The sequence below is a fragment of the Bacteroides propionicigenes genome (assembly GCF_018390535.1).
GTDB lineage: Bacteria > Bacteroidota > Bacteroidia > Bacteroidales > Bacteroidaceae > Bacteroides > Bacteroides propionicigenes.
This window is the reverse complement of sequence record NZ_JAHBBW010000015.1, coordinates 1-25,848: the sequence shown is the minus strand read 5'-3', so window position 1 is coordinate 25,848 and position 25,848 is coordinate 1. Positions and strand designations below refer to the sequence as shown.

Below are 25,848 nucleotides of genomic sequence, written 5' to 3'. Positions count from 1 at the left end.
CGTTATTTTTTAGTTCGTTTTATATGCATATCTCTTGGCGAAGTTAAAGGTTTCCGGTCACTTTTCTGCAATGTTTCACCCGCTTTTTTACCTCGCCACTCAAAGATGTCGTACTTGTTCAGCGGACGGATATAATCAAACCATACAAATGAAGGCAGCCTCATCTTGTCCGCCGGTATTTGATCCATGGGATACAATATACCATTGGACTTGCCTATCAATGCGGCTTCTTCCATCTTGCGGTCCTTAAGATAAATACGCAGAAAGCTGCCCTCGGCATAGTTCATACCAATCATCGTACTGTCTTTTTCCTCTGGATAGAAGATTATCAAGACATTACCGTTCACATCTACACGACGCATATCTCCATTCTCGAAAAAGGCTTTCATCTCCTTTCCTGTCACTTGATTGTAATGGACGGAATCTTTCCGCTCCACAGCCAAAGCCTGATTGATGATGTGAGCCCAGTCAATGGTGCTGTCATTCATGTAGACCTTTATCTCCTCACCGAGCAACTGCTGCGCACCATGCCACAGGATAGGATCTGTATACATCGTCATACAAGAGTCTTTGGAGTTGTAGACCAAAGAATCACATACCGCCTGCACATCCGTACGATAAGCACGCACTTTATGATAGACGCGCATCTCACGATAGGCGGAGTCGGTATTCATATTATAAGTTACCAGCCGCAGGGTATCGCCATGCATGAAAAGGCTGTCACCCTGAGAGTAGTCTACGGCAACGGCACGCTGGGTGGCAATGGCATTGCCCGTCAGCTCATTGTAGAAACAATAATTGCCGGTAAGCATATTCCTGTTGACCGTATCATTCATCTGGACGTTGTTGAAAGCCTCGCCATATCCCAACTTGCGGTCGTAGAAAAGGCTGTCACCCGTAAGTTTCTTGCCTTCGTTTGTCAAAACAGAACGATCCAGCAATTCCGCCTGCTCGGAAACGGTGTTATATTCTCCACGCTCCGAGTAAATATGATTTTTGTCGCTAACAATGTCGGAAGGGCCCAAAATTGTTGCGATTTTGGACTCCGTACTGTATTTCAAGGTATCGGAGGTCAGGACAAACTTCGGATTTACCAGCTTCACCTCATGGTTGAAAACAGCCAGTTTGGTTGCCGGACTGTATTCGCCCCATTCGGAAGTGAGCACATTCTCTTCATCGGTCAGCGTACCGCCGTCAAAGTAATATCCTAAATTATAAAGACGGTCATAGTTCAAGCTGTCCGTAGTAAGCTCTGTATTGCGGTTAATCATACGGACATTCTCGCGCAACATGGCCAGTTGCGACATACCGTCGTAATACAAGTAATCACCATATATAAATAAGGTGTCCCCTTGCTCCATACGGACATTGCCGAATGCTTCTACGGAATTGATTTTTTCGTAAATCAGAGCACTGTCGCAAAACATATACATACTGTCATGCTTCATCCGGACAGAACCGATCAGTACCTGCACATCGGGACGCAACTGTTTATCCGCCTGCGCCTCATCGGCATAAAGCAAATCTACACGTTTCTTTTTCTTGTCAGGCTCACTTTTCCTGTCCTGCGCACTTAACAAACAAACGCCGAACAAGCATATCAAACCAAATATCAGTCTTTTATCCATCCCGGATACTTGAATGTACAGTTTCTCCAATTTTCGTTAATACGGACGTAAGTGTGTTTCTGTTTTTCACGAATCCACTTGTCCAGCATTTCGTCACGGCGTTTCTCCAAAACAATTTCTTTCAGGTTCTGGTAATCGTCGGCAACGGTTGCCTTATGGCCGTTGGTACGGCTCTTTAACTTCACAATGACGCACTCCTCTTTTCCGGTCTTCTGCGGAATCATGGTGAATGCTTCGGAGATTTCCCCTACTTTCATCTTGTCCACCACTTTGGCTATTTCAGGCGGCAATTCCTGCATCTCGAATTTAGAAGTGTTATTGTTGGGATTAGGAAGCAGACCGTGATTGTTGCGCGTGTCCTTGTCCTGTGAAAGTACCGACGCAGCCTCCTCAAAAGAGAACTTTCCGTTACGAATATCATCGGCTATGGAGTCCAAACGTGCCATACCTGCCGTAAGCGCCTCTTCGGGCACATGCGGTTTCAACAAGATGTGACGTGTCTTGATACGATCTCCACGCTTTTCTATCAGCTGTATGATGTGAAAACCATATTCCGATTCTACGATTTTAGACACTTTGTTGGGATCTTGCAAGTTGAAAGCCACACTGGCATAAGCGGGGTCGAGCATACCTCTACCGGAGAATTCTATTTCTCCGCCCCGGATTGCCGACATACGGTCTTCAGAGTACATACGCGCCAACGTAGAGAAACTGGTTTCTCCTTTCGTGATACGTTCCGTAAAATCGCGCAAACGCTTCTTTACGTTTTCAATCTCTTCCAAAGGGACTTTCGGCTGTTGAGTGATAATCTGCACTTCTACCTGAGTCGGGATATAGGGAATACTGTCTTGAGGCAAATCCTTGAAATAACGGCGCACCTCGGCGGGCGTTATCTTAATTTCACCAACCAGCTTCTGCTGCATTTTCTGCACTTTCAAACCTTCGCGGGCGTTGTCGCGCAAAGTCTCGCGAATCTGGCTGGAGGTCTTATTGAAGTACTCTTCCATTTTTTCGCGAGAGCCGATATTGGTAATATACATATTCGTCATATAATCCACGCGCTGGATAACCTCGGCTTCGGAAACTTCAATACTATCGAGTGCCGCCTGATGCAGGAATAACTTTTGTACGGCTATTTCTTCCGGAATCACGCAATAAGGGTCTCGGTCGAATTTACGTCCTTCGTACAAAGCACTCATACGCGCCTCTTCCACTTCAGACTTTAATATAGCCTCGTCGCCTACTACCCATACAACCTCGTCAATCACATTGTCTTGTGCATAAACGGTAGAACCGGCTAACAGCGTCAAGGCAAATAAAACTACAAACTTAAAGTTCATACACTTTTTCATTCTTGGTGTCTTATACTAATAATATTTAATCTTGTCTCTTTTCTCAGCACGTTGATACAAGTCTTCTTTCACTTGTTTCATAAACTCCACCTGCTTCATATTCAGCATCATGTCCTTCACTTGGGTACGGGCAAACTCGTACGGTTCCTGTTCGCCCGCCGCACGATAGTCGCTTACGTTCAGAAAATAATGAAAAGCTGTATCTTTTAATTCCACATGGCGGTTCTTATTCAGGTATTCTCCCGCATCGGGCACTTGCAGCGGCATCAAATCCATAACTTCGGCTATCGGTACCCACTTGTCATAGAAGTACTCATACTTTACAGCATTCTGCAAACTGTATTTCTCCAGATGCTCTACGGCTTCGCGGGTTTCCGTCTTATACCAACGGCGAACATTACTCAGCTGGGGAGCCGTCAGAGGGACTTTGATAAACAATCCCTTCATCAAAGGACGCTCTACCTTGAAAAGTTCCTGATGTTTCTCATAATAATCGGTCAGTTCTGTTTCCGAGATTTCTTCGGAAAGGGTTTGATTTATCAATTCCTGTTGATAGGTATGCATAATCAACGCTTTCCGGTAGTTCTCCACCAACTTGTCAATCTCACCGCTATTAGGAATATTGCTTTGCGCTTTCTCGTACAGCAGCACATCTTCCGCCCAGTTACGAATGTAATGCTCCGCAAACAACAGACTGTCATCTTTCGACAAATCCGCAGGAAGTACCGTCTGCAAGTCCTCGTAGTAAAGGAAGTTGCCATCCAATTCCACCAACGGTGTCCGCCCTCCATGGTCGTGCTGTTCCTTGCATGCCCCACAGAAAAGAAGAATAAAAAGCCCCAAACAGGTTGTTCGCATCACCAACTGATATTTACTATATTTTAAGGTACGAAGATACGGCTTTAATCGGTTGCATCAGTGATTATTAACGGTTTTTAAAACCTCTTGGTTTATTTCAACCTTAGCAGAAGCGCGCAAACGAGCTATCCACTGGCTGTCCAAATAACTCTGATAATCTGTGACAAGCCGGTCTTTCACTTCCAGATAGTCTTCCGGACCTTTCACTTTCTTACCCAGCACAACGGTAAAAGGAAATGACACCACAGGCATTGCCTCTTTCCCTTTGAATATCACATCATCAACATACACGTTGTCACCGGGAGCAAACGTCCCTTGTTCCAACCGTATCTGCGGTTGCGCACCGGCATTAAAAGTCAGACGGATTGCATCCTTCCATTCTTCTTCCGGCAAGCTTTTCAAGAACTTACGCGCTTGTTTGACAACACGTTTACTTACACCATGCAGGACGGCGCCTTTATAACGTGGTTCTTTCCACTGATACTTTGAACGATATTTCTCAAAGTAGTTTTTCAATCCGGCCTCATCCGTTGCAGCCCGTTCACAGACTTCTTTTTCTGTGATTTTATTTAACATCAGCTGTTCCTTGTAACCTTGCACTAACCGACGAAAGTCCGGATATTTTTGTTCTAAACGTGTATTCTCATAATCGAATACAGTTTTCATTATAAAAGCATCCAATTGTTTGCGAACGCCCGCCGGATATGCTGCAGCAAAACGGGCAAAATCATTCCCCGTATAGTTTTTACCTGCCAACGTAAACAGTGTGCGGCTTGTTCGTCCTGAATTCACCAGCTCATCCATACCAACTTTATCGGGGATGTATTGATACTCTTTCTTTAATTTCTCAACCTTCGCCTTCGCTCCCCGGTCCGGTCCGTGGCGTTGCGCCTGACGAGCCATTATTTCTTCCCTCACGTCCTCAAAAGGAGGTATTCCTTTCCGTTCAAGGACCTTTACAATATGAATACCTTGCGGAGTAAAAAAAGGTTGCGATATTTCTCCCGCCGACAAATCGAAAACGACATCTTCAAACTCCATCGGCATCTGCAACCAACTTACCCAAAATGTATGTTTATCATCAGAGTAGCGCTCTACACAGGCATCAAAAACCTCACTCGCAGGATTCCTCCGGAGGTATTCATAAATGGAATCCATATGGGCTACTGCATCACGAAGCGCATGACCGGAGATTGTCTGAGAAAGATATTTAAAAATATGCTTCACACGCACCTGTCCAACGCGATGGCCGGCTTTCATTTTATCATACAACTGCCGGGCTGCACGCTCCGCTGCAATTGTATCGGTCAGATATGATTCTATCAATCGATTACGATAGTTTTCCACTCTCTCGCGGAGAACAAGAACCGTATCCAATCCGGCAGCTTCGGCAGCGGCTACTTTCAGTTTGAAATTCACAAACCGCTCCACATATTTTTCCGGCATAGTCTGTTTGGGAGTAAGCGATACTTTATCCTTGTTGTAGCTATACTCAAACTCTGAACGCATCACATCCTTTCCATTGATACGCATCAACACCAAATCCGATTGAGAGGAAGCATTCCAGCTCAACCACAGAAAAAGCATCATCCAAAAACTTCTCATCTTCATCATATTTTATTAAAATAAGCGGAATCAAATAGCATGTACATCAAAAAAGCGTTTCAAGTATATCAAAAACAAATAGCAAGTATATCAAATGCACGCAACAAGTGTATTAAGAAGAAACAAACAATGCCCGAAAAGTACAGTTTACTCTCCGGGCATATTATCTTCATGAATGAAAATTCTCTATTCAGGGCGGCTGTAGTTCGGAGCCTCACTGGTGATAGCAACATCATGCGGATGACTCTCAAGCACACCGGCATTGGTGATACGGGTGAATTTAGCATCATGCAACTTTTCAATATTGGCTGCACCGCAATACCCCATACCTGCACGCAAGCCTCCGGTCAACTGATAAATCACCTCATACAAAGTTCCCTTGTAAGGGACACGGGCTGCAATGCCTTCCGGAACAAGCTTCTTCACATCACTTGTACTACTTTGGAAATAACGATCTTTAGAACCATGTTCCATAGCCTCCAAAGAGCCCATGCCGCGATAAGACTTGAATTTACGTCCGTTAAAAATAATCGTTTCGCCCGGAGACTCTTCCGTTCCGGCAACCAAAGAACCAATCATTACCGAATAACCTCCGGCAGCCAAAGCCTTCACAACGTCACCGGAATAGCGCAGACCACCGTCGGCAATCAAAGGAATGCCCGTACCTTTCAACGCTTTAGCCACATCATACACGGCAGACAGCTGAGGAACGCCCACACCGGCTACCACACGAGTGGTACAGATGGAGCCCGGACCGATACCGACCTTTACTCCGTCGGCACCGGCGGCAACCAATGCCTTCGCAGCCTCTCCGGTAGCAATGTTACCCACTACGATGTCAATGTCCGGGAAACGCTTCTTGGCTTCTTTCAGTTTCTCAATTACAAACATAGAATGTCCATGAGCCGTATCAATCACAATAGCATCCGCTCCGGCATCAACCAACGCCTGCATACGTTCCAACGTATCGGCCGTTACACCAACACCGGCAGCTACACGAAGACGCCCCTTGCTATCCTTGCAAGCCATCGGTTTGTCTTTGGCTTTGGTAATATCCTTATAAGTAATCAAACCTACCAGCTTATTGTCTTTATCAACAACCGGCAGTTTTTCTATTTTATGTTCTTGCAGAATTTGAGCGGCAGCTTCCAGGTCGGTTGTTTGGTTAGTAGTAACAATGTTTTCTTTAGTCATCACTTCATCAATGCGCTTGTTGTGGTCTTTCTCAAAGCGAAGGTCACGATTGGTAACAATTCCCACCAAACGTTTCTCATCGTCCACCACCGGAATACCACCGATTTTATACTCTGCCATCAGCCCCAAAGCATCAGCAACCGAAGAGCCTCTCTTGATAGTTACCGGATCATAAATCATACCGTTTTCAGCACGTTTTACAATAGCAACCTGACGAGCTTGCTCCTCAATAGACATATTCTTATGAATAACACCGATACCGCCTTCGCGAGCGATGGCAATAGCCATTTTCGCTTCGGTAACAGTATCCATTGCGGCTGTTACAAACGGGATTTTTAACTCGATGTTGCGTGAAAACTTAGTCGAGAGCTCGACTGTTTTAGGAAGTACCTCAGAGTAAGCAGGGATTAACAAAACATCATCATAAGTCAATCCGTCCATTACAATCTTATCAGCAATAAATGACATAGGGCTATGCGTTTAAAATTTATTGCGTGCAAATATACGGTTTTTATTCCATTTCGTATATTTACACGCAATATTTTTTTTCTTTTTTTAAATCACAGTCCGGAGACTAATTTGCCATTTCAGAGATAAATTTGATACGTACCAAACGTACTTCTTCTTCCGTGAAATCATCGCCCAATTCATCCAAGGCATCATCAATATCGTCCGTAGTAGATTCTTTAAAATAATCGTATATATCCAGCAGGTGGTCTTCGTCCATAATATCTTCCAAGAAGTAGTCGATATTCAATTTCGTACCGGAATAAACAATAGCTTCTATTTCATCCAGCAACTCTTCAAATTCTATACCTTTCGACATGGCGATATCATCTAAAGCCACCTTACGGTCAATAGCTTGGATAATAGCCACTTTCATCTTAGACTTATTGGCTACGGTGCGGACACGCAAATCCTCAGGACGTTCTATTTCATTCTCTTCACAATGACGTTTAATCAGCTTGCAGAACTCTTCACCATAGCGTTTTGCCTTGCCGGCTCCCACGCCCGGAATATTCTGCAACTCATCCAAAGTCACCGGATAGATAGTTGCCATTGCTTCCAAAGAAGGATCTTGGAATATAACATAGGGTGGTACTTCCAATTTCTTGGAGAGTTTCTTACGCAAGTCCTTCAGCATGGAGTAGAGTGCAGGGTCTACCGCACAAGCGCCACCACCGCGTGCCGGTGCTTCTTCTTCCACTTCCTCAAAATCATTATCCTCCGTAATCTTAAAAGACTTAGGATGCTTCAGGAACTTCTTTCCTTCCTCTGTCACCTTCAACAAACCATAGTTTTCAACTTCCTTAGTCAAATAACCGGCAATCAATGCCTGGCGGATAACAGCATTCCAAGTTTTGTCTTCTTCTCCCATACCGGAGCCGAACACTTCCAAATCTTCATGCAGATGCGCCTGCACTTCAGAAGTTTCTTTTCCTTGTATTATGTCTATAATATAGTCTGCTTTAAAATTTTCTTTTACCGCAAGAATCGCTTCTATTACGGTGCACAATAATTCCTGAGCTTCCACTTGTTTTTTCGGATTTAAACAGTTGTCACAATTTCCACAATTTTCCTCCGTATACTCCTCACCGAAATAGTGTAATAACGTCTTTCGGCGGCAAACGGACGATTCGGCATACGCAGCTGTTTCCAACAGAAGCTGCTTGCCAATTTCCTGCTCTGCAACAGGCTTGCCTTGCATAAACTTTTCCAGTTTCTGCAGGTCTTTATTAGTATAAAACGTAATACACTGTCCTTCGCCTCCATCTCTGCCGGCACGTCCGGTTTCCTGATAATATCCCTCCAGGCTTTTCGGTATATCATAGTGAATCACATAACGCACGTCAGGCTTGTCAATACCCATACCGAAAGCAATGGTAGCCACAATTACATCAATCTTTTCCATTAGGAAATCATCTTGATTCTGTGTTCGTGTGGCCGAATCCATCCCGGCATGATAGGCACGGGCATTAATGCCGTTTGCCTGAAGTATTTCAGCAAGTTCTTCCACCTTCTTCCGGCTCAGGCAATAGATGATGCCCGACTTCTCCGGATTGTTCTTGATGAACTTGATGATGTCCTTATCCACATTTACAGTCTTAGGACGTACTTCATAATAAAGGTTCGGGCGATTGAACGACGACTTGTACACTTGTGCCTCTATCATACCCAGATTCTTCTGGATATCGTGCTGCACTTTCGGTGTAGCGGTCGCGGTCAATGCTATAAGCGGAGCTTTTCCGATTTCATTGATAATGGGACGTATACGGCGATATTCCGGACGGAAGTCATGCCCCCATTCTGAGATACAATGGGCTTCATCTACAGCGTAGAAGGAAATCTTCACTGTTTTCAGGAACTCTACGTTTTCTTCTTTTGTCAAAGATTCCGGAGCCACATACAGCAATTTCGTCCTTCCGGCAAGAATGTCAGACTTCACTTGGTCTATCGCGCTTTTATTGAGGGAAGAATTAATGAAATGGGCTATGCCGTCCTCCTCACTGAAGTTACGCATCGCGTCGACTTGATTCTTCATCAAGGCAATCAAAGGAGAAATCACGATAGCCGTACCGTCCATTAACAAAGAAGGCAACTGATAGCACAAAGACTTTCCACCGCCGGTGGGCATCAATACGAAAGTATCGTTACCTGCCAACAGGTTCTGTATGATTGCTTCCTGATTTCCTTTAAAAGTGTCGAACCCGAAGTAGTTCTTCAGCTGGTCTATCAAATTAATCTTCTTCCCTGCCATGATTCATTAGGTTGTTTATTGAGTTAAGCAATTAATCATGCCCACTATAAGGCATTTTTGTTTTCAAGAACTCTAACAAAGTTATAAACAACTTCTTAAATTTCAAGCATAATCCGCCGAATATTTTTCAATAAAACACAAAAAAGTCAGCTTTATTTGTATTACCTTTTGATTTTAAGCACTTTGAAGCCTTGCCATATTGGCTTTTTCCAACTGGCGACGGGCATAATCTAAAGTTACTACAAGGCTATCTTTGTGTTCGGAAGGGATTTCAAACATCACATCCATCATAATAGTTTCTACTATGGAACGTAAACCACGAGCTCCCAGCTTGTATTCAATAGCTTTGTCTACGATGTATTCAAACACCGCATCTTCAAAAGTCAGCTTCACTCCATCCATCTCAAACAGTTTGATGTATTGCTTGATTATGGAATTCTTCGGTTCCGTCAGAATGGCACGCAATGCCGTACGGTCCAGCGGATTCAGATAAGTCAGTACCGGCAGGCGGCCGATAATCTCAGGAATCAGACCAAATGACTTCAAATCCTGCGGAGCAATGTACTGCATCATATTATTCTTGTCAATGGCAGCCGTACTGCGCACTGCACCATATCCTACGACATTAGTATTGAGCCGTTGCGCTATTTTCTTCTCGATGCCGTCAAATGCACCACCGCAAATAAACAAAATATTCTTGGTGTTCACCGGAATCATCTTTTGGTCGGGATGCTTGCGCCCGCCCTGAGGGGGAACATTCACAACTGAGCCCTCCAGCAACTTCAGCAATCCCTGCTGCACGCCTTCACCGCTCACATCACGGGTGATGGAAGGATTGTCACTCTTACGGGCAATTTTGTCTATCTCATCTATAAACACAATGCCTTGCTCCGCTTGCGCCACATTATAATCGGCCACTTGCAAAAGGCGGGTAAGAATGCTTTCAATATCCTCGCCTACATAACCGGCTTCCGTCAATACGGTTGCATCTACAATCGTAAAAGGAACATGGAGCAGTTTGGCAATGGTACGGGCAAGCAAGGTCTTGCCGGTTCCGGTGCTGCCCACCATGATAATATTGGATTTTTCAATCTCGACATCATCATCGCCCGTTTTCTGCAACAGACGTTTATAATGGTTGTACACAGATACCGCCAGGAAACGCTTTGCATCATCCTGCCCGATAACATACTGATCGAGAAAATTCTTTATCTCTACAGGTTTAGGAAGTTCTTTCAGGTTCAGTTTCGCTGCGCCATCGCCTTTCCCGGCACTCAAAGCCTCCTGAGTAATCTCATAGGCTTGAGTAGCACAGCTGTCACAGATGTAACCGTTCATCCCCGTTATGAGGAAACCGACTTCATCCTCCGAACGCCCGCAGAAACTGCATCTGTTTTTGTTTCGTTTAGAGTCTGCCATATTTATTTCTTCGTATAGACTTGGTCTATCATACCGTACTCTTTAGCTTCCTGTGCCGTCATCCAGTAGTCGCGGTCAGAATCAGCCCACACCTTGTCGAAAGAAGTATGCGAGTGGTCGGCTATGATAGTATAAAGTTCTTTCTTCAATTTTTGAATTTCGCGTGCTGTGATTTCAATGTCCGAAGCCTGTCCTTGTGCACCGCCCATCGGCTGGTGAATCATCACACGCGAGTGGGTCAGCGCAGAACGCTTGCCTTCCGCACCGGCCACCAGCAACACGGCAGCCATACTGGCAGCCATACCGGTACAAATGGTAGCGACATCACTGCTGATGAACTGCATGGTGTCATAGATACCCAGTCCGGCATATACCGAGCCGCCCGGTGAGTTGATATAGATAGAGATGTCCTTACCCGGGTCTACGGAGTCCAGATACAACAACTGGGCCTGCAAAGTATTGGCCGTGTAGTCGTCTATCTGTGTACCGAGAAAAATGATACGGTCCATCATCAGGCGGGAGAACACGTCCAGCTGGGTTACATTCAGTTGGCGTTCTTCCAAGATATAGGGATTTAAATACCCGGCTTGTGACTTAATCACGTCGTCCAGCACCAAGCTGTTCATTCCTAAATGCTTGGTAGCGTATTTTCTAAAATCATCCATTTTCTTTCTGTTTTTAATTTTTAATGTGAATGCAAAGAAACGAAAAAGAACACAGAGACACAAAAAAACACAGAGTTATAGTTTGTCAAACTCTGTGTTTCTTTATAAAAGTCAACGGTTATCCGTCAAAATCTTATTCAAACATTTTATTGAACTCTTCAGCTGAGATGTTCTTGTTTTCCAGCTTTACCTGAGTTTTCAGAGCTGAAGCCAACTTCGTTTCAACAACGCGGTTCACCAATCCTTCGATGCTTTCTTTCTTCTTCAACATTTCTTTGGCGTAGTTGTCGAGGATTTCATCGGGCACGCTCAACATACCGTACTGTGCAAACTGTGCACGGGTAGATTCTTTTGCCATGTTGAGGATGTCGTCTTGTTCAACTTTGATGTCGTTAGCTTTCACCAACTGTTCTTTAATCAGATGCCAAGTCAGCTCTTCGATGCTCTTGTCGTAATTGTCTTCTACGAACTTTTCGTCCTTGTCTTGGTTGTTCAGGCGCATGATACGCTTAAGCAATGCATCCGGGAATTCCAGTTTACCAACCTTTTCCATCAACATCTTGCGAGCATCCAACAGGAACTTATAATCGCTGTCAGCTACAAACTGGTTAGCAATGATTTCTTTTACCTTAGCACGGAATTCCTCTTCGGTCTTGACAACACCTTCGCCAAACACCTGGTCGAAGATTTCCTGATTCAGTTCGCCTTCCACGAAACGAGTGATTTCCTCTACCTGGAAGCTGAAGTTAGATTTCATTTCAGGGGCAACTTCCTTGTCAACCTTCAAGAGAGAAGCAAGTTCGGCAGCATTACCGTCCCATGCAGTATGAGGGTTGAATACGAGCACGTCGTTTACCTTAGCATTAGCGAAGATAGCTTTCTGCTCATCGTTCTTCATATAAGCCGGCATCATCACAGCACCTTCTACCTGAATACCGCCTTCTTTGGTATTGCCTTCCGCATCCAATTCGGCGAGCAAACCTTTCAGCATATCGTTGTCAGCGTAAGCATCTACCTTTTCGTATTTGCCGTTACGTTGTGTGTAAGCCTTTACTTGGTTGTTAACCATTTCTTCGGTTACGTCAATCGTATAGTAATCTACCTTATCATCAGCAGCAACCTCAGCTTTGAATTCCGGAGCCAAAGCTATGTCGAACAAGAATTCAAACTCTTCCATTGTATCGAAGTCGATTTCCTTCTGCTTGTCTTCGTTAGGCAGAGGTTCGCCAAGTATATTCACTTTGTTATCTTGAATATACTTATATACGGAATCAGAAAGAAGCTTATTAACCTCTTCAGCCAATACCGACTTACCATACATCTTCTTTACCAGGCTCATCGGAACCATACCTTTACGGAAACCGGGGATTTGAGCTTTCTGACGGAAGTTCTTCAATGATTTGTCTACCTTTTCCTGATAGTCTGCTTTCTCAAGCTTTACAGTAAGCAAGGCGCTTACTTTATCAATGTTTTGCAATGAAACGTTCATTCTGACAATTATTTATTTGATTTATACTTTATTTCATTCTCCAATTTGAGCGTGCAAAATTAGCGTTAATCTTTCAATTATCAAAAAACACAGGCAATTATTTCCTCTGCCTCCCCACCCACCAAAAACTTTTCCATCCCGATTCTTATACAAGATACCTCCGGGCAATATTCCCGATACCACTGTTGGGTAGCGAGAATACCACCGGGTGGTATCTTTCGTACCACTGTTAGGTAGTCGTCGTACCTTAGCTTGGTAGCTGTCGTACCCTACTATGGTACGACAGCTACCAAGTAAATAAATTATTTAAAGGCATAAATCAAAGAATTATCTTTTGTGCTTTGAAACAAGAAAAATAAAAATAATTGAGAAAAAGTATTGCGGTTCCGAAATTAATGTGTTCCTTTGTCGCGGAATGATGGCACATTAGTTTCTCGATTTCCATTACATGGTTTTTACTTCCGTTGAAAAAACGTATTTGTAAACTCTCTGTCGTTGTTATCTTTTTATTATTCAGCTGTCTTTCCAAAGAGAGTTTTATTTATTTTTATTTATTTACATTTTTCATTATGAACATTTATGTTGGAAACCTTAACTACCGTGTTAAGGAAGATGACCTGCAGAAGGTTATGGAAGATTACGGTACAGTATCTTCTGTTAAATTTATCATGGACCGTGCAACCGGACGTTTCAGAGGCATTGCATTCGTAGAAATGGAAGACAGCGCTGCTGCCGCCAAGGCTATCTCTGAACTCGATGGCGCTGAATTCTTCGGTCGCCAGATGGTAGTAAAAGAAGCAAGACCTCCGAAATTCTAATCATATAGATTAAAAGGAGAAAAAACAGGAGGATGTGTCGAGATTTAGATTGACACATCCTCCTTCTTATTTATAGAAAGATAAGAGAGAGTCTCTTAATTATAACCGGGGTTCTGCATTATATTCGGATTTTCATCCAACACTTGTTGAGGGATAGGAAGAAGATAGTTTTTTGACGCATCAAAGCCGTTGTTTACAGATGATATAGGAGTATTCAGTATCCTATAATAAGGATATACCCAACCGCCGTGACCTTGCAACAGCCTTTGTGCCATATCTGCTAAGCTCTCAGGAGTAGAAGCAAACCCAGCATCCTCCTGAAAAAGTTCTTTCAGCAATTCGATATATTTGGCGACCTCAGCCTGACGACCCAGTCCGTAATTAGCTACAGCAGCAAGCAAATAAACTTCGCGATAAAGGAGTAAGGGAGTTCGAACTTCGCTACCATCACCGGTCATATATTTATGCCCGCTCCATATTGCTTCTTTTTCTGTGGGATAGCCAAGATTAGTCAACTGATACTCACCGCTGTTCGCTATACGTTCACAGCACTCCAAAGCCTCATTCCAACGTTCTTCATCCGCATACACCTTTGCCAGCAAAAGGGTCACGGCGTGTGAACCGGCAGAAGGATATTCGTCTCTCGCTTTCTTAAGGTCTTGAATTAACTGCTCAACAGGCAAACTAACCTTGTCGCCAAGTAATTGTCCGTAATATCCATATAGATGACAACGGATTATGGCCATATCCACATTAATGTCGGTAAGCAGCTCCTGTGCTTCCACTTCCATGGAGGCAAGTTGCTTCGCATATTCCGCCCCCTTATCCAACATATCATAAGCTATATTCCAAACAGGATTTGAGTAGAATACAAATTCCTCTTCCGTATAGGCAAACCCACCAGAACCGGTAACCAAAGCCGACTCCAGTTCAAGAACCTTCTTAAAATATTCCTCAGTTGCCGCATCCCACTCAGTCGCTATTTTTGCCAAATCCGTTTCAGGCGTTATAGCCAGCATATAGCACGTTTGTGTCGTTTTCGTATCTTCCATATCTTTATAGCTCAGGAAGTACGGGTAAGGGAAAGATGCCACCTTATCGAGTGCATCATATTTGCCGTCACCATTCAGGTCTGCATAGGCATAATCACCGTTTGCATTAAGGCCTTTCAGCAAATAACCGTCATGTCCCTCGGAATATCCCTCCTTCTTTATCTGATACATAATGGAATCCGCATCGTGCTTAATCACGACAGTTCCCTCGGCACCGGTAGTCCACTCGCCCAGCTGAGTGCCGGATCCGTCTTGCACCGTCACAGTAACTCCCGCCAGCGGTGTAAGCGGGTTCTCCTTATCAGCCCACAACTCCTGTACTTCAATCGTAGTGGTATATCTCTTTTCCAACTGTTCCGTCAGGACTTCCGGAATAATATACACATAACTGTTACCTGCCGCTATGGCATCACCCTCTATAGGTACTCCATTTATATACACTCCTCCGTCACCGGAATGCGACACATGGAGACTTTCACCGTTTATGCTCTTCAGTACCATACCGTCTTTCAGTTCCGCTTTCTGATAACTGCCCACTGCAATATGGCGTTTAATGGATGCAGAATCCAAGACCTCTCCCGATGCCCGTGTCTGGGTAGCATTGCGTACTGCAAAAACAGTCAATTTATCCTCTTCAAGATTGGCAACATCAACCGATTTCAGAATTTCCACAAAGGTGCTGATCTCGGCTTCCTCTTCCAGCACTTCTACAATCTTATTCACAGCTTCCGCCCCTTTGGATGGTGGAGGAGCCGGAGTAGGCTCATCATCGTCGCTACAAGCAGTGAGTGCGAACAGAAAAGCCAAACTCATTACATAATAATAAAGTTTTTTCATAATATTCTCATTTTTAGTAATCCGTGTGCAATTTATTTTTTCACCGTTTGTTGAAATTTAGCTGTGGCATCTTCATACCGTTTCAAGTCATCATCGCTAAGCGTTTTTTTCCAAGCCGGCAAAGAAGTACCGGCATCTTCACAAGCTTTATCAATGGCCTTACTGGTTTCTGCCATAATAGTAAATGCCTTTTTAGGATCGGAACAATCCTTTACTTTATCCGTACCATCCTCAATCAGACCGAGGATTTTATCCAGAAGTTCATTTTGCGAAGCAGCACTTTCTCCGGCCAACTGTTCCGTAATCTGTTCCGCCTTAGCACTTTTACCCGAACAAGCACTTTGTGTCATCAGAAACAGACACAACATTCCAAATGCGAAAACAACTTTCTTCATGATATTTAATGGTTTTAAGTACAGCCCTACATTCAAATTTCTCAAAACTACCTACAAGCGGCAGGGCTTATTCCGTATGTAGCGTTAAAGTGGAATCGTCAGGTAACCTTTAGTTAATGCTTTAATAACCAAATCGGTCGCATTACGCGCAGCAAATTTCAACATCAGGTTCTTCCGATGCCATTCAACTGTATTTTCAGAAATAAAAAGATGCCGGGAGATTTCATGGGTATTCATGCCCTGAGCTATTGCCTTCAGGACATCCAACTCGCGTGAAGTGGGCAGCATATCCGGCAACTCCGTTTCATCCTCCGTCCGGCTTTTCTCTTTATATAGTTGTTGATAACGCTGGCAATAATAGTTTTCATCCAGCATAACAGCACGTACCGCTTCACGCAGAGCCTCGGTTCCCGAAGACTTGAAGACAACGGCGTTGATATTCGGATGCTTCAGCTTATTCACAATCCATATCTCCTCGTGCATGGTACAAACCACAATCTTAGCCTGAGGATCATTCTCTTTTATGTTGCGTATCAGTTCGAAGCCGTCAATATCCGGTAATTCAAGATCTGTAATATATATATGGAATGTATGTGATTTTATTAGATTCAGTAATTCAGTGCCGTTCGTCACCGTACAAACACTGTTTACGTCGGCAATATCTCTCAATAGAGTTTTCAGCCCTTCCAACACTAAAGAATGGTCATCTATCAGAACTATGTCGAACTTCATTTGCAGTCTGTTTTATATTATCTTTGACAAAATTAGACATACACGCCGACATATACCCTACGGGAAACCGTAGTTTTTGCGTCAAAAAACAGGAATAAGTACAATAATCGTAGTTCCCGACCGGGTTGATTTCATTGTGAAAGTCCCCTTTAAAGCGGTCACCCGTTCTTTCATCGTCTGTATTCCTATGCCCGGCCTGTCCGTTGCAGCCCCGTTTCCATTGTCAGACACCCTGATTTCCAGATTGGGCAACTTCCACTCCATCACAACCGAGATACGGGAGGCACGGGCATGCTTCAGCGAATTGCCTACCGCCTCCTGAATAATTCGATAAATATTTAATGACATTGCATCCGGCAACCCCGTCCATTCCACATCTTCCGGAAGGGTCTCAAAACGTATCGGACATTCCGGTGTGGAAAGACTTTCCAAGTAGTTGGATATTACTTCATTGATGGTAGCTTCCCGGAATACGGGCGGAAGCAATTCATGGGAAACAAGGCGGATATTTTCCCTTATCCTCCGCAGATTCGCAATCCAGTCCTTCGTTGGTGCAACCGGGTCCGAAGCGGCGTTCACTTCCATAGAGAACAAATCGTTGCAGACACCGTCATGCAATTCTTTTGCCAAACGCGCGTGTTCATTCTCCAGTTTATCCAGATAGTTACGGGTCAGTTTCTGTTCCGTGGCACGCTGCAACTGTTCAAACTCATGCCGCTGAGCCTCCATCTCCCGCTTCTGACGCTCTACACGCAACCTCTGCCGCTGTACGAAATAAGCGAAAAACAACCCCGAAAGCACTAACACAAATACCAAACCGCCTAAAACAATGAACAGACGTTGCCGTGCCCCCCGTTTCTCCTCATTCAACTTTTGTATCTCAAGTTCTTTCTCCTTGCTTTCATATTTTACGGAAAGCTCTTCCAGCTGTTTCGCCTTTTCTTTCTGAAACAGAGAGTCGTTTAACTCCTGCGCCTGTGTTAGGACCGTATAAGCATTTTCATAATCATGTACATTCTTATACGCCGAATGCAGATTATTATAAATATCGTACAAAAGGAAAGGATAGTTTTTAATTCCATCCAAACTCAGCAGTTTATCGGCGATGGCAATAACTTCCCGATACTGTTTGCCATCCTGCCGGATTACAAACAGTATTTGATAATAATTTATCAGGGTCATCACCGACTTTACCTGAGGAAGGATAGAGTCGGCTTTTCCGGCATAGCGGTTTATCTCGCTTTGCGGACTACCGGTTCGCTGCAGAACCAGCATATAATAGGTAAGGGCGTTCAGTTCCCCGTCAAACAGTTCCTCTTCGTGTGACAATTCTATCGCCTTCAACAAATACTCTTTCGCTTTATCATACAATTTCCTGACAATAAAAACAGAAGAAGTTACTGTATAAATCTGTGCACGGAAAGACTTATCGGTGCATTTGTCAGCCAATACGGCCGCCCGCAACGCATATGTTTCGGACTTATCAAGCGACTTCATATCCATGTGCAGGGTCGAAAGGTTATTATACAACACCACGGCGCTCTGCCTGTCATCTTCCGAAGCCATATCCAGCCGGTCCACATATTCCAACGCAGTATCATAAGACTCCACCGCATCCGGCAGCATACCGGATGACCGCAGATATACTCCCTGCGAAGTGTAGAATGAAACAATCACACCGGCATTTTTTTCTTGCCGAACCAGCGGAACCGCTTCCCGGCAAACAGCCAGTGCGGAATCTACCTTACCAAGTGAGTAAAGCGAATCCGTAACTTCAAGAATACGCTTAATTTCCGCAGTATTCTGTCCTATAGCTGAAACAAAAAGAAATACCGCTCCTATAAACAACAGCACCCTTTTCATTCTACCTATACCATAAAGTCCTTACGACGAAGTACGAAGCTGTTACTCAAATACTTTTCACGTACAATCTTATTCTCGGCAAGTTCTTCCGGTGTACCTTGGAATAAGATTTTCCCCTCAAACAACAGATAAGCGCGGTCGGTGATGCTTAATGTCTCCTGCACGTTGTGGTCGGTAATCAGGATACCGATATTCCGGTCTTTCAGTTTCCATACAATCTGTTGGATATCCTCTACGGCAATAGGGTCTACACCGGCAAACGGTTCATCCAGCATGATGAATTTCGGGTCGATGGCAAGGCAACGGGCAATCTCCGTACGGCGGCGTTCACCACCGGACAACTGGTTGCCCTTATTCTTACGAACCTTCTGCAAGCGGAACTCCGCAATCAGGCTCTCCAGTTTGTCTTTCCGGTAATCCAGCGGTTTGTCCGTCATTTCCAATACAGCGGCGATATTATCTTCCACACTCATCTGGCGGAATACGGACGCTTCCTGTGCCAGATAGCCGATACCCGTCTGCGCACGCTTGTACACGGGATATTTCGTAATATCCAAGTCATCCAAGAAGATACGTCCTTCATTGGGAGTAATCAATCCTACGGTCATATAGAATGAAGTAGTCTTGCCGGCCCCGTTCGGGCCCAGCAATCCAACGATTTCCCCTTGCTTTACGTTGATAGAAACATGGCTCACTACCGTACGTTTACCGTACTTTTTCACCAAATCTTCTGTCCGGAGTACCATTTTGCTTTCTTCTTCCATAACGCTATATCACCACAGGATTATACAGATTTACACAGATTGATATCAATCTGCAAGTTTACCGTTTCTCCCGCAAATTACAATGTTCTCATCCTGTTTTATGAAAAAATACTGTGCCATACGGCGTAATCTGTGGTGAAACTGGCGCAAATGTAGCAAAAATAAGCCGAAATAGTGTACATTTGCAGACAAATACTTACGAGTCATGATTAAAGCACTTAGAACAGTCGGGAAATATATGATACTGATGGGCCGCGTTTTTGCACGCCCGGAACGTATGCGTATGTTCTTCCGCCAATACATCAATGAAATAGAGCAGCTTGGAGTAAACTCCATCGGCATCGTATTGCTAATATCGTTTTTTATCGGAGCTGTTATCACCATACAAATCAAGCTGAACATAGAGAGTCCCTTCATGCCGCGCTGGACGGTAGGATATGTCACCCGCGAAATCATGTTGCTGGAGTTCTCATCTTCCATTATGTGCCTGATATTGGCAGGCAAAGTGGGGTCTAACATCGCTTCCGAGCTTGGAACGATGCGGGTCACCCAGCAAATAGACGCTCTTGAAATTATGGGGGTCAACTCCGCCAACTACCTGATATTACCCAAAATAGCGGCAATGGTGTCAACAATCCCTCTGATGGTAACGTTCAGTATATTCGCCGGAATCATAGGTGCGTTTTGCACGTGCTGGTTCGGTGGCATCATGTCGGCCGTCGATTTAGAATACGGGTTGCAATATATGTTCGTAGAATGGTTCATCTGGTGCGGCATTATCAAGTCGCTGTTCTTTGCCTTCATCATTGCCAGCGTGTCGGCATTCTTCGGCTATACGGTCGAGGGAGGTTCCATTGAGGTGGGCAAAGCATCTACGGACTCGGTAGTATGCAGCAGCGTACTGATTCTGTTTGCCGACCTCATATTGACACAACTGTTAATGGGATAAAACCATGACGCTTGTGAGTGCTAAATTCATAATTGATAATTCAAAATAGATAATTCCATACTAATGATTGAGCTGAAAGGACTTTGCAAGTCATTTGAAGAAAAAGAGGTGCTGACAGACATCAATGCCACATTCGAAAACGGAAAGACGAACCTCATCATCGGGCAAAGCGGTTCGGGAAAGACCGTACTGATGAAGTGCATCGTAGGCTTGCTGACCCCCGAAAAGGGAGAATTGCTATACGACCACCGCGACTTCCTCACGATGGGCAAGAAAGAGAAGAAAGCCCTGCGCCGCGAAATGGGAATGATATTTCAGAGCGCCGCCTTGTTCGACTCGATGACGGTACTGGACAATGTGATGTTCCCCCTCAATATGTTCAGTTCGGACACCCTGCGCGACCGTACACGCCGTGCCATGTTTTGCCTGGAACGTGTAAACCTTATCGAGGCAAAAGACAAGTTCCCCGGTGAAATCAGTGGAGGTATGCAGAAACGTGTAGCCATTGCACGGGCCATTGCCCTGAACCCGCAATACTTGTTCTGCGACGAGCCAAACTCCGGTCTTGACCCCAAAACATCTCTCGTCATCGACGAACTGATACAGGACATCACCCGCGAATATAACATGACTACGCTAATCAATACCCACGACATGAATTCCGTAATGGGCATCGGAGAGAAAATCATCTACATCTATGAAGGCCATAAAGAGTGGGAAGGCAGCAAAGACGACATCTTTACCTCCACCAACGAGCGTCTGAACAACTTTATTTTTGCCTCCGACCTCTTCCGCAAGGTAAAAGAAGTGGAGATACAGAACATCGAAGGCTAAAGGCGATAATTTTTAGGCACGAATTTCATAGATTTCACGGAATAATAGAGCAAATCCGTGAAATCTATGAAATTCGTGCCTAAAAATTCATTAAGTACGTTTTGAGCGTCTGCAAGAGACTTATTTCTGTCTTATATATATATTTATCGGAGTTCCTGTCAGATTCCATTTCTCGCGCATCTTGTTCTCAAGGAAGCGTCTGTACGGTTCCTTCACATATTGCGGCAGATTAGCGAAATAAACGAAAGACGGAACCTGCGTATTCGGCAACTGCGTGATATATTTAATCTTGATATACTTTCCTTTGATGGCAGGAGGCGGATAAGCCTCAATCAGCGGCAGCATCTCTTCATTCAGGCGAGCGGTCGGTATGCGCACCATACGGTTCTCGTACACAGAGCGCGCTTCTTCCAGTACTTTCAAGATACGCTGTTTCGTCAGTGCCGAAGTAAAAATTATCGGAAAGTCCACAAAAGGAGCAAAACGGGTGCGAATGGCATTCTCAAAAGTTTTCATCACTTTCACAGTCTTGTCTTCCACCAAATCCCACTTGTTCACAACCACTACCAATCCTTTGGAGTTTTTCTGGATAAGCGAGAAGATATTCAGGTCCTGGCTTTCGATACCACGCGTAGCGTCCAGCATCAAGATACATACATCCGAATTCTCGATGGAACGTATAGAACGGATTACCGAATAGTATTCCAAATCTTCACTCACTTTGTTTTTCTTGCGAATACCTGCCGTATCCACCAGATAGAAGTCGAAACCGAACTTATTGTATCGCGTATAGATTGAATCACGTGTCGTCCCGGCTATTTCCGTCACGATATTGCGATCCTCACCGATAAAAGCATTTACGATAGACGACTTTCCGGCATTCGGGCGACCCACCACCGCAAAGCGAGGAATATCTTCGTCCAAAATCTCATCAGACTCCTTCTTAAAGTTCTCAACGATAAGATCCATCAAATCGCCCGTACCGCTACCGGTCACGGCAGAAATACAATACGGATCTCCCAAGCCCAGACTGTAAAATTCAGGAGCATTATATTGCAATTCATTATTATCGGTCTTGTTCGCAACCAGCAACACAGGTTTCTTGGCACGGCGCAAGATGGAAGCCACCTGCAAGTCCAAATCAGTAACCCCGTTCATCACATCCACCACAAACAGAATCACATCCGCTTCATCCACCGCCATCAATACCTGCTTGCGTATCTCCTCCTCGAAAATATCGTCCGAGTTCACTACCCAGCCACCGGTATCCACAACCGAGAATTCACGTCCCAGCCATTCGGATTTTCCATATTGGCGGTCGCGTGTTGTCCCCGCCTCTTCGTTTACAATAGCCTGCCTTGTTTTGGTCAGACGATTAAATAATGTAGACTTTCCCACATTGGGGCGTCCTACGATTGCAACTAAATTTCCCATAGGTACACTCTTTGTTTTTTTGCGACTGTCACAGTCGTATGAATATTAGTCCAGCTGATAACCGAAATTACGCAGTTCCTTGTCTGAACTACGCCAATCCTTATCAACCTTCACAAATGTCTCCAAGAATATTGTCTTCCCGAAGAACCTCTCCAAATCGCGGCGAGCTTCGGTAGCTACTTTTTTCAAAGCCTTTCCTTGCTTACCGATAATGATACCCTTCTGCGAATCACGTTCAACGTATATCACAGCATTGATATGTATCTTCTTTTCTTCTTCCTTAAACTGTTCCACAACGACCTCTACCGAATAAGGTATCTCCTTGTCATAGTACAACAATATCTTTTCGCGGATAATCTCGTTTACAAAGAAACGGGCAGGCTTGTCCGTCCACTGGTCCTTATCAAAATAAGGAGGCGAATCGGGCAACAGTTCTTTTATCCGCTTCATCACGTAGTCCACATTAAACTTGGTGGCAGCCGAGATAGGGATAATCTCCGCATTCGGCAACAGCTCTTTCCATGCCTCCACCAGTTCCACCAGCTTCTCCTGATTGCTCAAGTCAATCTTGTTAACGAGCAACAGTACCGGCGCTTCCATATGGCTCACTTTCTCCACAAAATCATTATGCTTGTCAGGTGTTTCAACCACATCCGTCACATACAGCAACACATCCGCATCCGTCAGTGCCGAAGTGGAGAAGTTCAGCATAGACTCCTGCAATTTATAGGTAGGTTTCAGTACGCCCGGCGTATCCGAAAACACAATCTGCATATCATCCGTATTATATATACCCATAATCCGGTGACGGGTGGTTTGCGCCTTGAAGGTAGCTATTGAAATACGCTCACCTACCAGTGCATTCATCAATGTAGACTTACCTACATTGGGATTTCCCACAATGTTGACAAAACCTGCTTTATGCATAATCTTCACGTATTTGAATTGAGACAAAAAAACGCATCGAATCGAAATAGGATGCGTCTTTTTATCATATTTTGTCAGTAACGTTCACATTACTGTTTTTTGCCGTCATAGCCCCATTTCACGTAAACGGCCCCCCATGTAAATCCTGCGCCGAATGCCGTAAATATAAGGTTATCACCTTTTTTCAACTTCTCTTCAAAGTCCCAGATACAGAGCGGAAGCGTACCGGCGCTTGTATTGCCATAGCGTTCGATATTTATCAGCACCTTTTCGTGGGGAACTTCGAGGCGGTGTGCCACAGCATCGATAATACGCAGATTGGCTTGATGAGGAACCACCCAGTCAATAGTATCTTTTGTCAGATTATTCTTTTCCGCGATTGCGGCGCTTATATCCGACATATTGGACACTGCGTATTTAAATACCGTGCGACCTTCCTGATAAAGGTAATGCATATGATTATCTATCGTAAAATAAGAAGGAGGACAAACAGAACCGCCGGCTTTCAGATGCAAGAAAGGTAATCCCTTTCCGTCCGTTCTCAGCATGGCATCCATAACGCCCAGTTCTTCAGTAGTCGGTTCCAACATAAAGGCCGCTGCACCGTCACCGAAAATAGGGCAAGTGGCACGGTCTGTATAGTTCACAATCGACGACATTTTGTCTGCGCCTACGATAATCACTTTCTTGTATCTACCCGAACGGATAAAGTTCGCCGCTGTCTCCATCATATAGAGGAAACCGCAACAAGCTGCCGACATATCAAATGCAAAAGCGTTTTTCAGTCCGAGCTTGTCACACAAGATAGATGCAATAGAGGGGAATTGATAGTCCGGAGTAGAAGTAGCGACAATCACCAGATCAACATCATCCGGATTGGAACCGGTGCGCTGCATCAACTGCTTTGCAGCTTTACGCGCCATATATGATGTGCCCAGCCCTTCTTCGTTCAGAATATGTCTTTCCTTAACTCCGATACGGGTCATAATCCATTCATCGTTGGTATCCACCATTTTCGATATCTCGTCGTTCGTCAAGATATAATCAGGTACATATCCACCGACTCCTGTAATTACTGCATTTATTTTTTCCATTAATCTTGTTTACTTATAAGGACACTTAAACAACGGCAGTCTAAAAAGTTTTGTTCATTGAATGCTACAAATCTTTTTAGACGCCCGATATTCAAGTATAAGTTTTAGTCAAACTGCTAATTAAACCGCAGCTTCTTTCTCTACTGCCAGCTTACCACGATAGTAGCCACATGCACCACATACAGTGTGATATACATGCCATTCACCGCAATTCGGGCAAATAGCCAATGTAGGAGCTACTGCTTTATCATGAGTTCTTCTCTTTGCAGTTCTTGTTTTTGACTGTCTTCTCTTAGGATGTGCCATTTTCTTTAATCTTTAATTGTTATCTAATATTTTCTTTAATTCGTCCCAACGCGGGTCTACCGCAGTTTCCGTATCATCGTTTACAAGTTCGTTGCTCTCCTCCGGTACAAAACCTTCTTCGTCCATTTCATCATCCGGAGTAGTACGCAGATGCTTGCTCAATTTACTGCTCATCGCTTTGTTGCACTTACCCGGAGCGTGTATATGCTTCATCGGGATAGCCAACGCTATAAACTCATACATGAACCACGCTACATTGATTTCCCCTTCTTCCTCGGGGATTACGATAAGGTTATCACCTTCCTCAGCGTATTCATGTCCGAACTTCACCAGTAGCTTATCTGTGGAGCTTACAGGCTGTTCCATATCATCCAAACAGCGGTCGCATGGAACCCACACTATTCCGTCTGTCTGAAAGTTCAATTCGAAAGCACGAGACGTTTTCTTTACAACCAAAACAACATTGACTTTGCCCTTCTGTACTTCCGGGCCATCAATATTAGCGAAGAAAAGGTTGTCCAATACAAATTCATATTTGCATGAATCTGCCTGCATACCTTTCAAATCTATTTTGTATTTATCAAACTTTCCCAAAGCTTCTTTTATTTATTCGGGCGACAAAGATACAAATAATTATCCTCATTATGTAGCATTTAGGGTAAAATATTCACTTTTTTATATTCATTTCACCCCATTCTGTCCGGCAATACCTGCCGAAACCAAGTTCTTAAAACGAATAAAGCCCCCGTATCATCCGATACGGAGGCTTCTTCTAAAACGGCGACTACCTACTCTCCCACTGTTACGCAGTACCATCGGCGTGACCGGGCTTAACTTCTCTGTTCGGAATGGGAAGAGGTGGAACCCCGGTGCTA

General features: G+C 44.3%; 22 protein-coding genes and 1 rRNA gene. 3 read left to right on the top strand and 20 right to left on the bottom strand.

All coding sequences use genetic code 11. The features are described from left to right. Window positions 1-2 precede the first annotated feature (2 nt). From KG118_RS15225 to tig, 9 genes are all read right to left on the bottom strand, one after another. Window positions 3-1,628, bottom strand: coding sequence for an OstA-like protein (locus tag KG118_RS15225; protein ID WP_117712238.1), 1,626 nt, complete (start codon window positions 1,626-1,628; stop codon window positions 3-5). Continuing rightward, complete coding sequence (locus KG118_RS15220; protein WP_118323410.1) at window positions 1,613-2,980, bottom strand: peptidylprolyl isomerase; 1,368 nt, start codon at window positions 2,978-2,980, stop codon at window positions 1,613-1,615. The genes KG118_RS15225 and KG118_RS15220 overlap by 16 nt, the downstream gene beginning before the upstream one ends. 15 nt (window positions 2,981-2,995) lie before the next feature. Next, window positions 2,996-3,838 carry a peptidylprolyl isomerase gene (locus KG118_RS15215; protein WP_117712241.1) on the bottom strand — a complete coding sequence of 281 codons (843 nt, stop codon included), beginning with the start codon at window positions 3,836-3,838 and terminating at the stop codon, window positions 2,996-2,998. A gap of 57 nt (window positions 3,839-3,895) precedes the next feature. Continuing rightward, entirely contained in the window at window positions 3,896-5,452 is a 1,557-nt protein-coding gene (locus KG118_RS15210; protein WP_249671499.1) for a peptidylprolyl isomerase, read from the bottom strand. Window positions 5,453-5,629: 177 nt separating this feature from the next. Continuing rightward, complete coding sequence (gene guaB, locus KG118_RS15205; RefSeq protein WP_117712244.1) at window positions 5,630-7,105, bottom strand: IMP dehydrogenase; 1,476 nt, start codon at window positions 7,103-7,105, stop codon at window positions 5,630-5,632. Between the two features lie 106 nt (window positions 7,106-7,211). Next, window positions 7,212-9,395: a DNA helicase RecQ gene (recQ, locus tag KG118_RS15200; RefSeq protein ID WP_117712246.1), complete on the bottom strand. Its 2,184-nt coding sequence runs from the start codon at window positions 9,393-9,395 to the stop codon at window positions 7,212-7,214. A 174-nt stretch (window positions 9,396-9,569) separates the two neighbouring features. Continuing rightward, window positions 9,570-10,814 carry an ATP-dependent Clp protease ATP-binding subunit ClpX gene (gene clpX / locus KG118_RS15195; RefSeq protein ID WP_117712247.1) on the bottom strand — a complete coding sequence of 415 codons (1,245 nt, stop codon included), beginning with the start codon at window positions 10,812-10,814 and terminating at the stop codon, window positions 9,570-9,572. Window positions 10,815-10,816: 2 nt separating this feature from the next. Next, a complete protein-coding gene (gene clpP / locus KG118_RS15190) occupies window positions 10,817-11,479 on the bottom strand; it encodes an ATP-dependent Clp endopeptidase proteolytic subunit ClpP (protein WP_005658378.1) in 663 nt (220 codons plus the stop codon). 133 nt (window positions 11,480-11,612) lie between these two features. Then, complete coding sequence (gene tig / locus KG118_RS15185) at window positions 11,613-12,968, bottom strand: trigger factor (RefSeq protein WP_117712249.1); 1,356 nt, start codon at window positions 12,966-12,968, stop codon at window positions 11,613-11,615. A gap of 569 nt (window positions 12,969-13,537) precedes the next feature. On the opposite strand from tig, the gene KG118_RS15180 reads away from it, so the two are divergent. Then, a complete protein-coding gene (locus KG118_RS15180) occupies window positions 13,538-13,786 on the top strand; it encodes an RNA recognition motif domain-containing protein (RefSeq protein ID WP_117712251.1) in 249 nt (82 codons plus the stop codon). A 95-nt stretch (window positions 13,787-13,881) separates the two neighbouring features. Here the strand turns inward: KG118_RS15180 and KG118_RS15175 are convergent, their stop codons facing one another. The 5 genes from KG118_RS15175 to lptB form a co-directional block, all read right to left on the bottom strand. Continuing rightward, window positions 13,882-15,675: a fasciclin domain-containing protein gene (locus tag KG118_RS15175; protein WP_117712252.1), complete on the bottom strand. Its 1,794-nt coding sequence runs from the start codon at window positions 15,673-15,675 to the stop codon at window positions 13,882-13,884. A gap of 32 nt (window positions 15,676-15,707) precedes the next feature. Then, window positions 15,708-16,070, bottom strand: coding sequence for a hypothetical protein (locus tag KG118_RS15170; protein WP_117712254.1), 363 nt, complete (start codon window positions 16,068-16,070; stop codon window positions 15,708-15,710). A gap of 84 nt (window positions 16,071-16,154) precedes the next feature. Then, entirely contained in the window at window positions 16,155-16,802 is a 648-nt protein-coding gene (locus KG118_RS15165) for a response regulator (protein WP_117712256.1), read from the bottom strand. Between the two features lie 81 nt (window positions 16,803-16,883). Next, a complete protein-coding gene (locus tag KG118_RS15160; RefSeq protein WP_117712258.1) occupies window positions 16,884-18,665 on the bottom strand; it encodes a tetratricopeptide repeat-containing sensor histidine kinase in 1,782 nt (593 codons plus the stop codon). Window positions 18,666-18,670: 5 nt separating this feature from the next. Next, the gene (gene lptB, locus KG118_RS15155; protein ID WP_117712260.1) at window positions 18,671-19,429 is read right to left on the bottom strand and encodes an LPS export ABC transporter ATP-binding protein; all 759 of its coding nucleotides are present in this window, start codon (window positions 19,427-19,429) and stop codon (window positions 18,671-18,673) included. 205 nt (window positions 19,430-19,634) lie between these two features. On the opposite strand from lptB, the gene KG118_RS15150 reads away from it, so the two are divergent. Both KG118_RS15150 and KG118_RS15145 read left to right on the top strand, forming a co-directional pair. After that, window positions 19,635-20,378 (top strand): MlaE family ABC transporter permease, encoded by a 744-nt coding sequence (locus tag KG118_RS15150; RefSeq protein WP_117712262.1) that lies wholly within the window; start codon window positions 19,635-19,637, stop codon window positions 20,376-20,378. A gap of 63 nt (window positions 20,379-20,441) precedes the next feature. Beyond that, window positions 20,442-21,212: an ABC transporter ATP-binding protein gene (locus tag KG118_RS15145; RefSeq protein ID WP_117712263.1), complete on the top strand. Its 771-nt coding sequence runs from the start codon at window positions 20,442-20,444 to the stop codon at window positions 21,210-21,212. 120 nt (window positions 21,213-21,332) lie between these two features. Here KG118_RS15145 and der read toward each other — a convergent pair whose 3' ends face one another. The 6 genes from der to rrf form a co-directional block, all read right to left on the bottom strand. After that, window positions 21,333-22,646 (bottom strand): ribosome biogenesis GTPase Der, encoded by a 1,314-nt coding sequence (gene der / locus KG118_RS15140; protein WP_117712265.1) that lies wholly within the window; start codon window positions 22,644-22,646, stop codon window positions 21,333-21,335. Window positions 22,647-22,691: 45 nt separating this feature from the next. Then, the gene (gene era, locus KG118_RS15135; RefSeq protein ID WP_117712267.1) at window positions 22,692-23,573 is read right to left on the bottom strand and encodes a GTPase Era; all 882 of its coding nucleotides are present in this window, start codon (window positions 23,571-23,573) and stop codon (window positions 22,692-22,694) included. 89 nt (window positions 23,574-23,662) lie between these two features. After that, window positions 23,663-24,667 (bottom strand): beta-ketoacyl-ACP synthase III, encoded by a 1,005-nt coding sequence (locus KG118_RS15130; protein WP_117712269.1) that lies wholly within the window; start codon window positions 24,665-24,667, stop codon window positions 23,663-23,665. A 120-nt stretch (window positions 24,668-24,787) separates the two neighbouring features. Continuing rightward, window positions 24,788-24,973, bottom strand: coding sequence for a 50S ribosomal protein L32 (gene rpmF / locus KG118_RS15125; RefSeq protein ID WP_004288267.1), 186 nt, complete (start codon window positions 24,971-24,973; stop codon window positions 24,788-24,790). A 12-nt stretch (window positions 24,974-24,985) separates the two neighbouring features. Then, window positions 24,986-25,567: a DUF177 domain-containing protein gene (locus KG118_RS15120; protein ID WP_117712271.1), complete on the bottom strand. Its 582-nt coding sequence runs from the start codon at window positions 25,565-25,567 to the stop codon at window positions 24,986-24,988. 181 nt (window positions 25,568-25,748) lie between these two features. Beyond that, window positions 25,749-25,848, bottom strand: a 5S ribosomal RNA gene (gene rrf, locus KG118_RS15115); the annotation flags it as partial.

Bases quoted from the DNA above. Each gene is read 5' to 3' on its own strand.
- KG118_RS15225 (WP_117712238.1), bottom strand. From the start codon at position 1,628: ATGGATAAAAGACTGATATTTGGTTTGATATGCTTGTTCGGCGTTTGT.
- KG118_RS15220 (WP_118323410.1), bottom strand. From the start codon at position 2,980: ATGAAAAAGTGTATGAACTTTAAGTTTGTAGTTTTATTTGCCTTGACG.
- KG118_RS15215 (WP_117712241.1), bottom strand. From the start codon at position 3,838: ATGCGAACAACCTGTTTGGGGCTTTTTATTCTTCTTTTCTGTGGGGCA.
- KG118_RS15210 (WP_249671499.1), bottom strand. From the start codon at position 5,452: ATGATGAAGATGAGAAGTTTTTGGATGATGCTTTTTCTGTGGTTGAGC.
- guaB (WP_117712244.1), bottom strand. From the start codon at position 7,105: ATGTCATTTATTGCTGATAAGATTGTAATGGACGGATTGACTTATGAT.
- recQ (WP_117712246.1), bottom strand. From the start codon at position 9,395: ATGGCAGGGAAGAAGATTAATTTGATAGACCAGCTGAAGAACTACTTC.
- clpX (WP_117712247.1), bottom strand. From the start codon at position 10,814: ATGGCAGACTCTAAACGAAACAAAAACAGATGCAGTTTCTGCGGGCGT.
- clpP (WP_005658378.1), bottom strand. From the start codon at position 11,479: ATGGATGATTTTAGAAAATACGCTACCAAGCATTTAGGAATGAACAGC.
- tig (WP_117712249.1), bottom strand. From the start codon at position 12,968: ATGAACGTTTCATTGCAAAACATTGATAAAGTAAGCGCCTTGCTTACT.
- KG118_RS15180 (WP_117712251.1), top strand. From the start codon at position 13,538: ATGAACATTTATGTTGGAAACCTTAACTACCGTGTTAAGGAAGATGAC.
- KG118_RS15175 (WP_117712252.1), bottom strand. From the start codon at position 15,675: ATGAAAAAACTTTATTATTATGTAATGAGTTTGGCTTTTCTGTTCGCA.
- KG118_RS15170 (WP_117712254.1), bottom strand. From the start codon at position 16,070: ATGAAGAAAGTTGTTTTCGCATTTGGAATGTTGTGTCTGTTTCTGATG.
- KG118_RS15165 (WP_117712256.1), bottom strand. From the start codon at position 16,802: ATGAAGTTCGACATAGTTCTGATAGATGACCATTCTTTAGTGTTGGAA.
- KG118_RS15160 (WP_117712258.1), bottom strand. From the start codon at position 18,665: ATGAAAAGGGTGCTGTTGTTTATAGGAGCGGTATTTCTTTTTGTTTCA.
- lptB (WP_117712260.1), bottom strand. From the start codon at position 19,429: ATGGAAGAAGAAAGCAAAATGGTACTCCGGACAGAAGATTTGGTGAAA.
- KG118_RS15150 (WP_117712262.1), top strand. From the start codon at position 19,635: ATGATTAAAGCACTTAGAACAGTCGGGAAATATATGATACTGATGGGC.
- KG118_RS15145 (WP_117712263.1), top strand. From the start codon at position 20,442: ATGATTGAGCTGAAAGGACTTTGCAAGTCATTTGAAGAAAAAGAGGTG.
- der (WP_117712265.1), bottom strand. From the start codon at position 22,646: ATGGGAAATTTAGTTGCAATCGTAGGACGCCCCAATGTGGGAAAGTCT.
- era (WP_117712267.1), bottom strand. From the start codon at position 23,573: ATGCATAAAGCAGGTTTTGTCAACATTGTGGGAAATCCCAATGTAGGT.
- KG118_RS15130 (WP_117712269.1), bottom strand. From the start codon at position 24,667: ATGGAAAAAATAAATGCAGTAATTACAGGAGTCGGTGGATATGTACCT.
- rpmF (WP_004288267.1), bottom strand. From the start codon at position 24,973: ATGGCACATCCTAAGAGAAGACAGTCAAAAACAAGAACTGCAAAGAGA.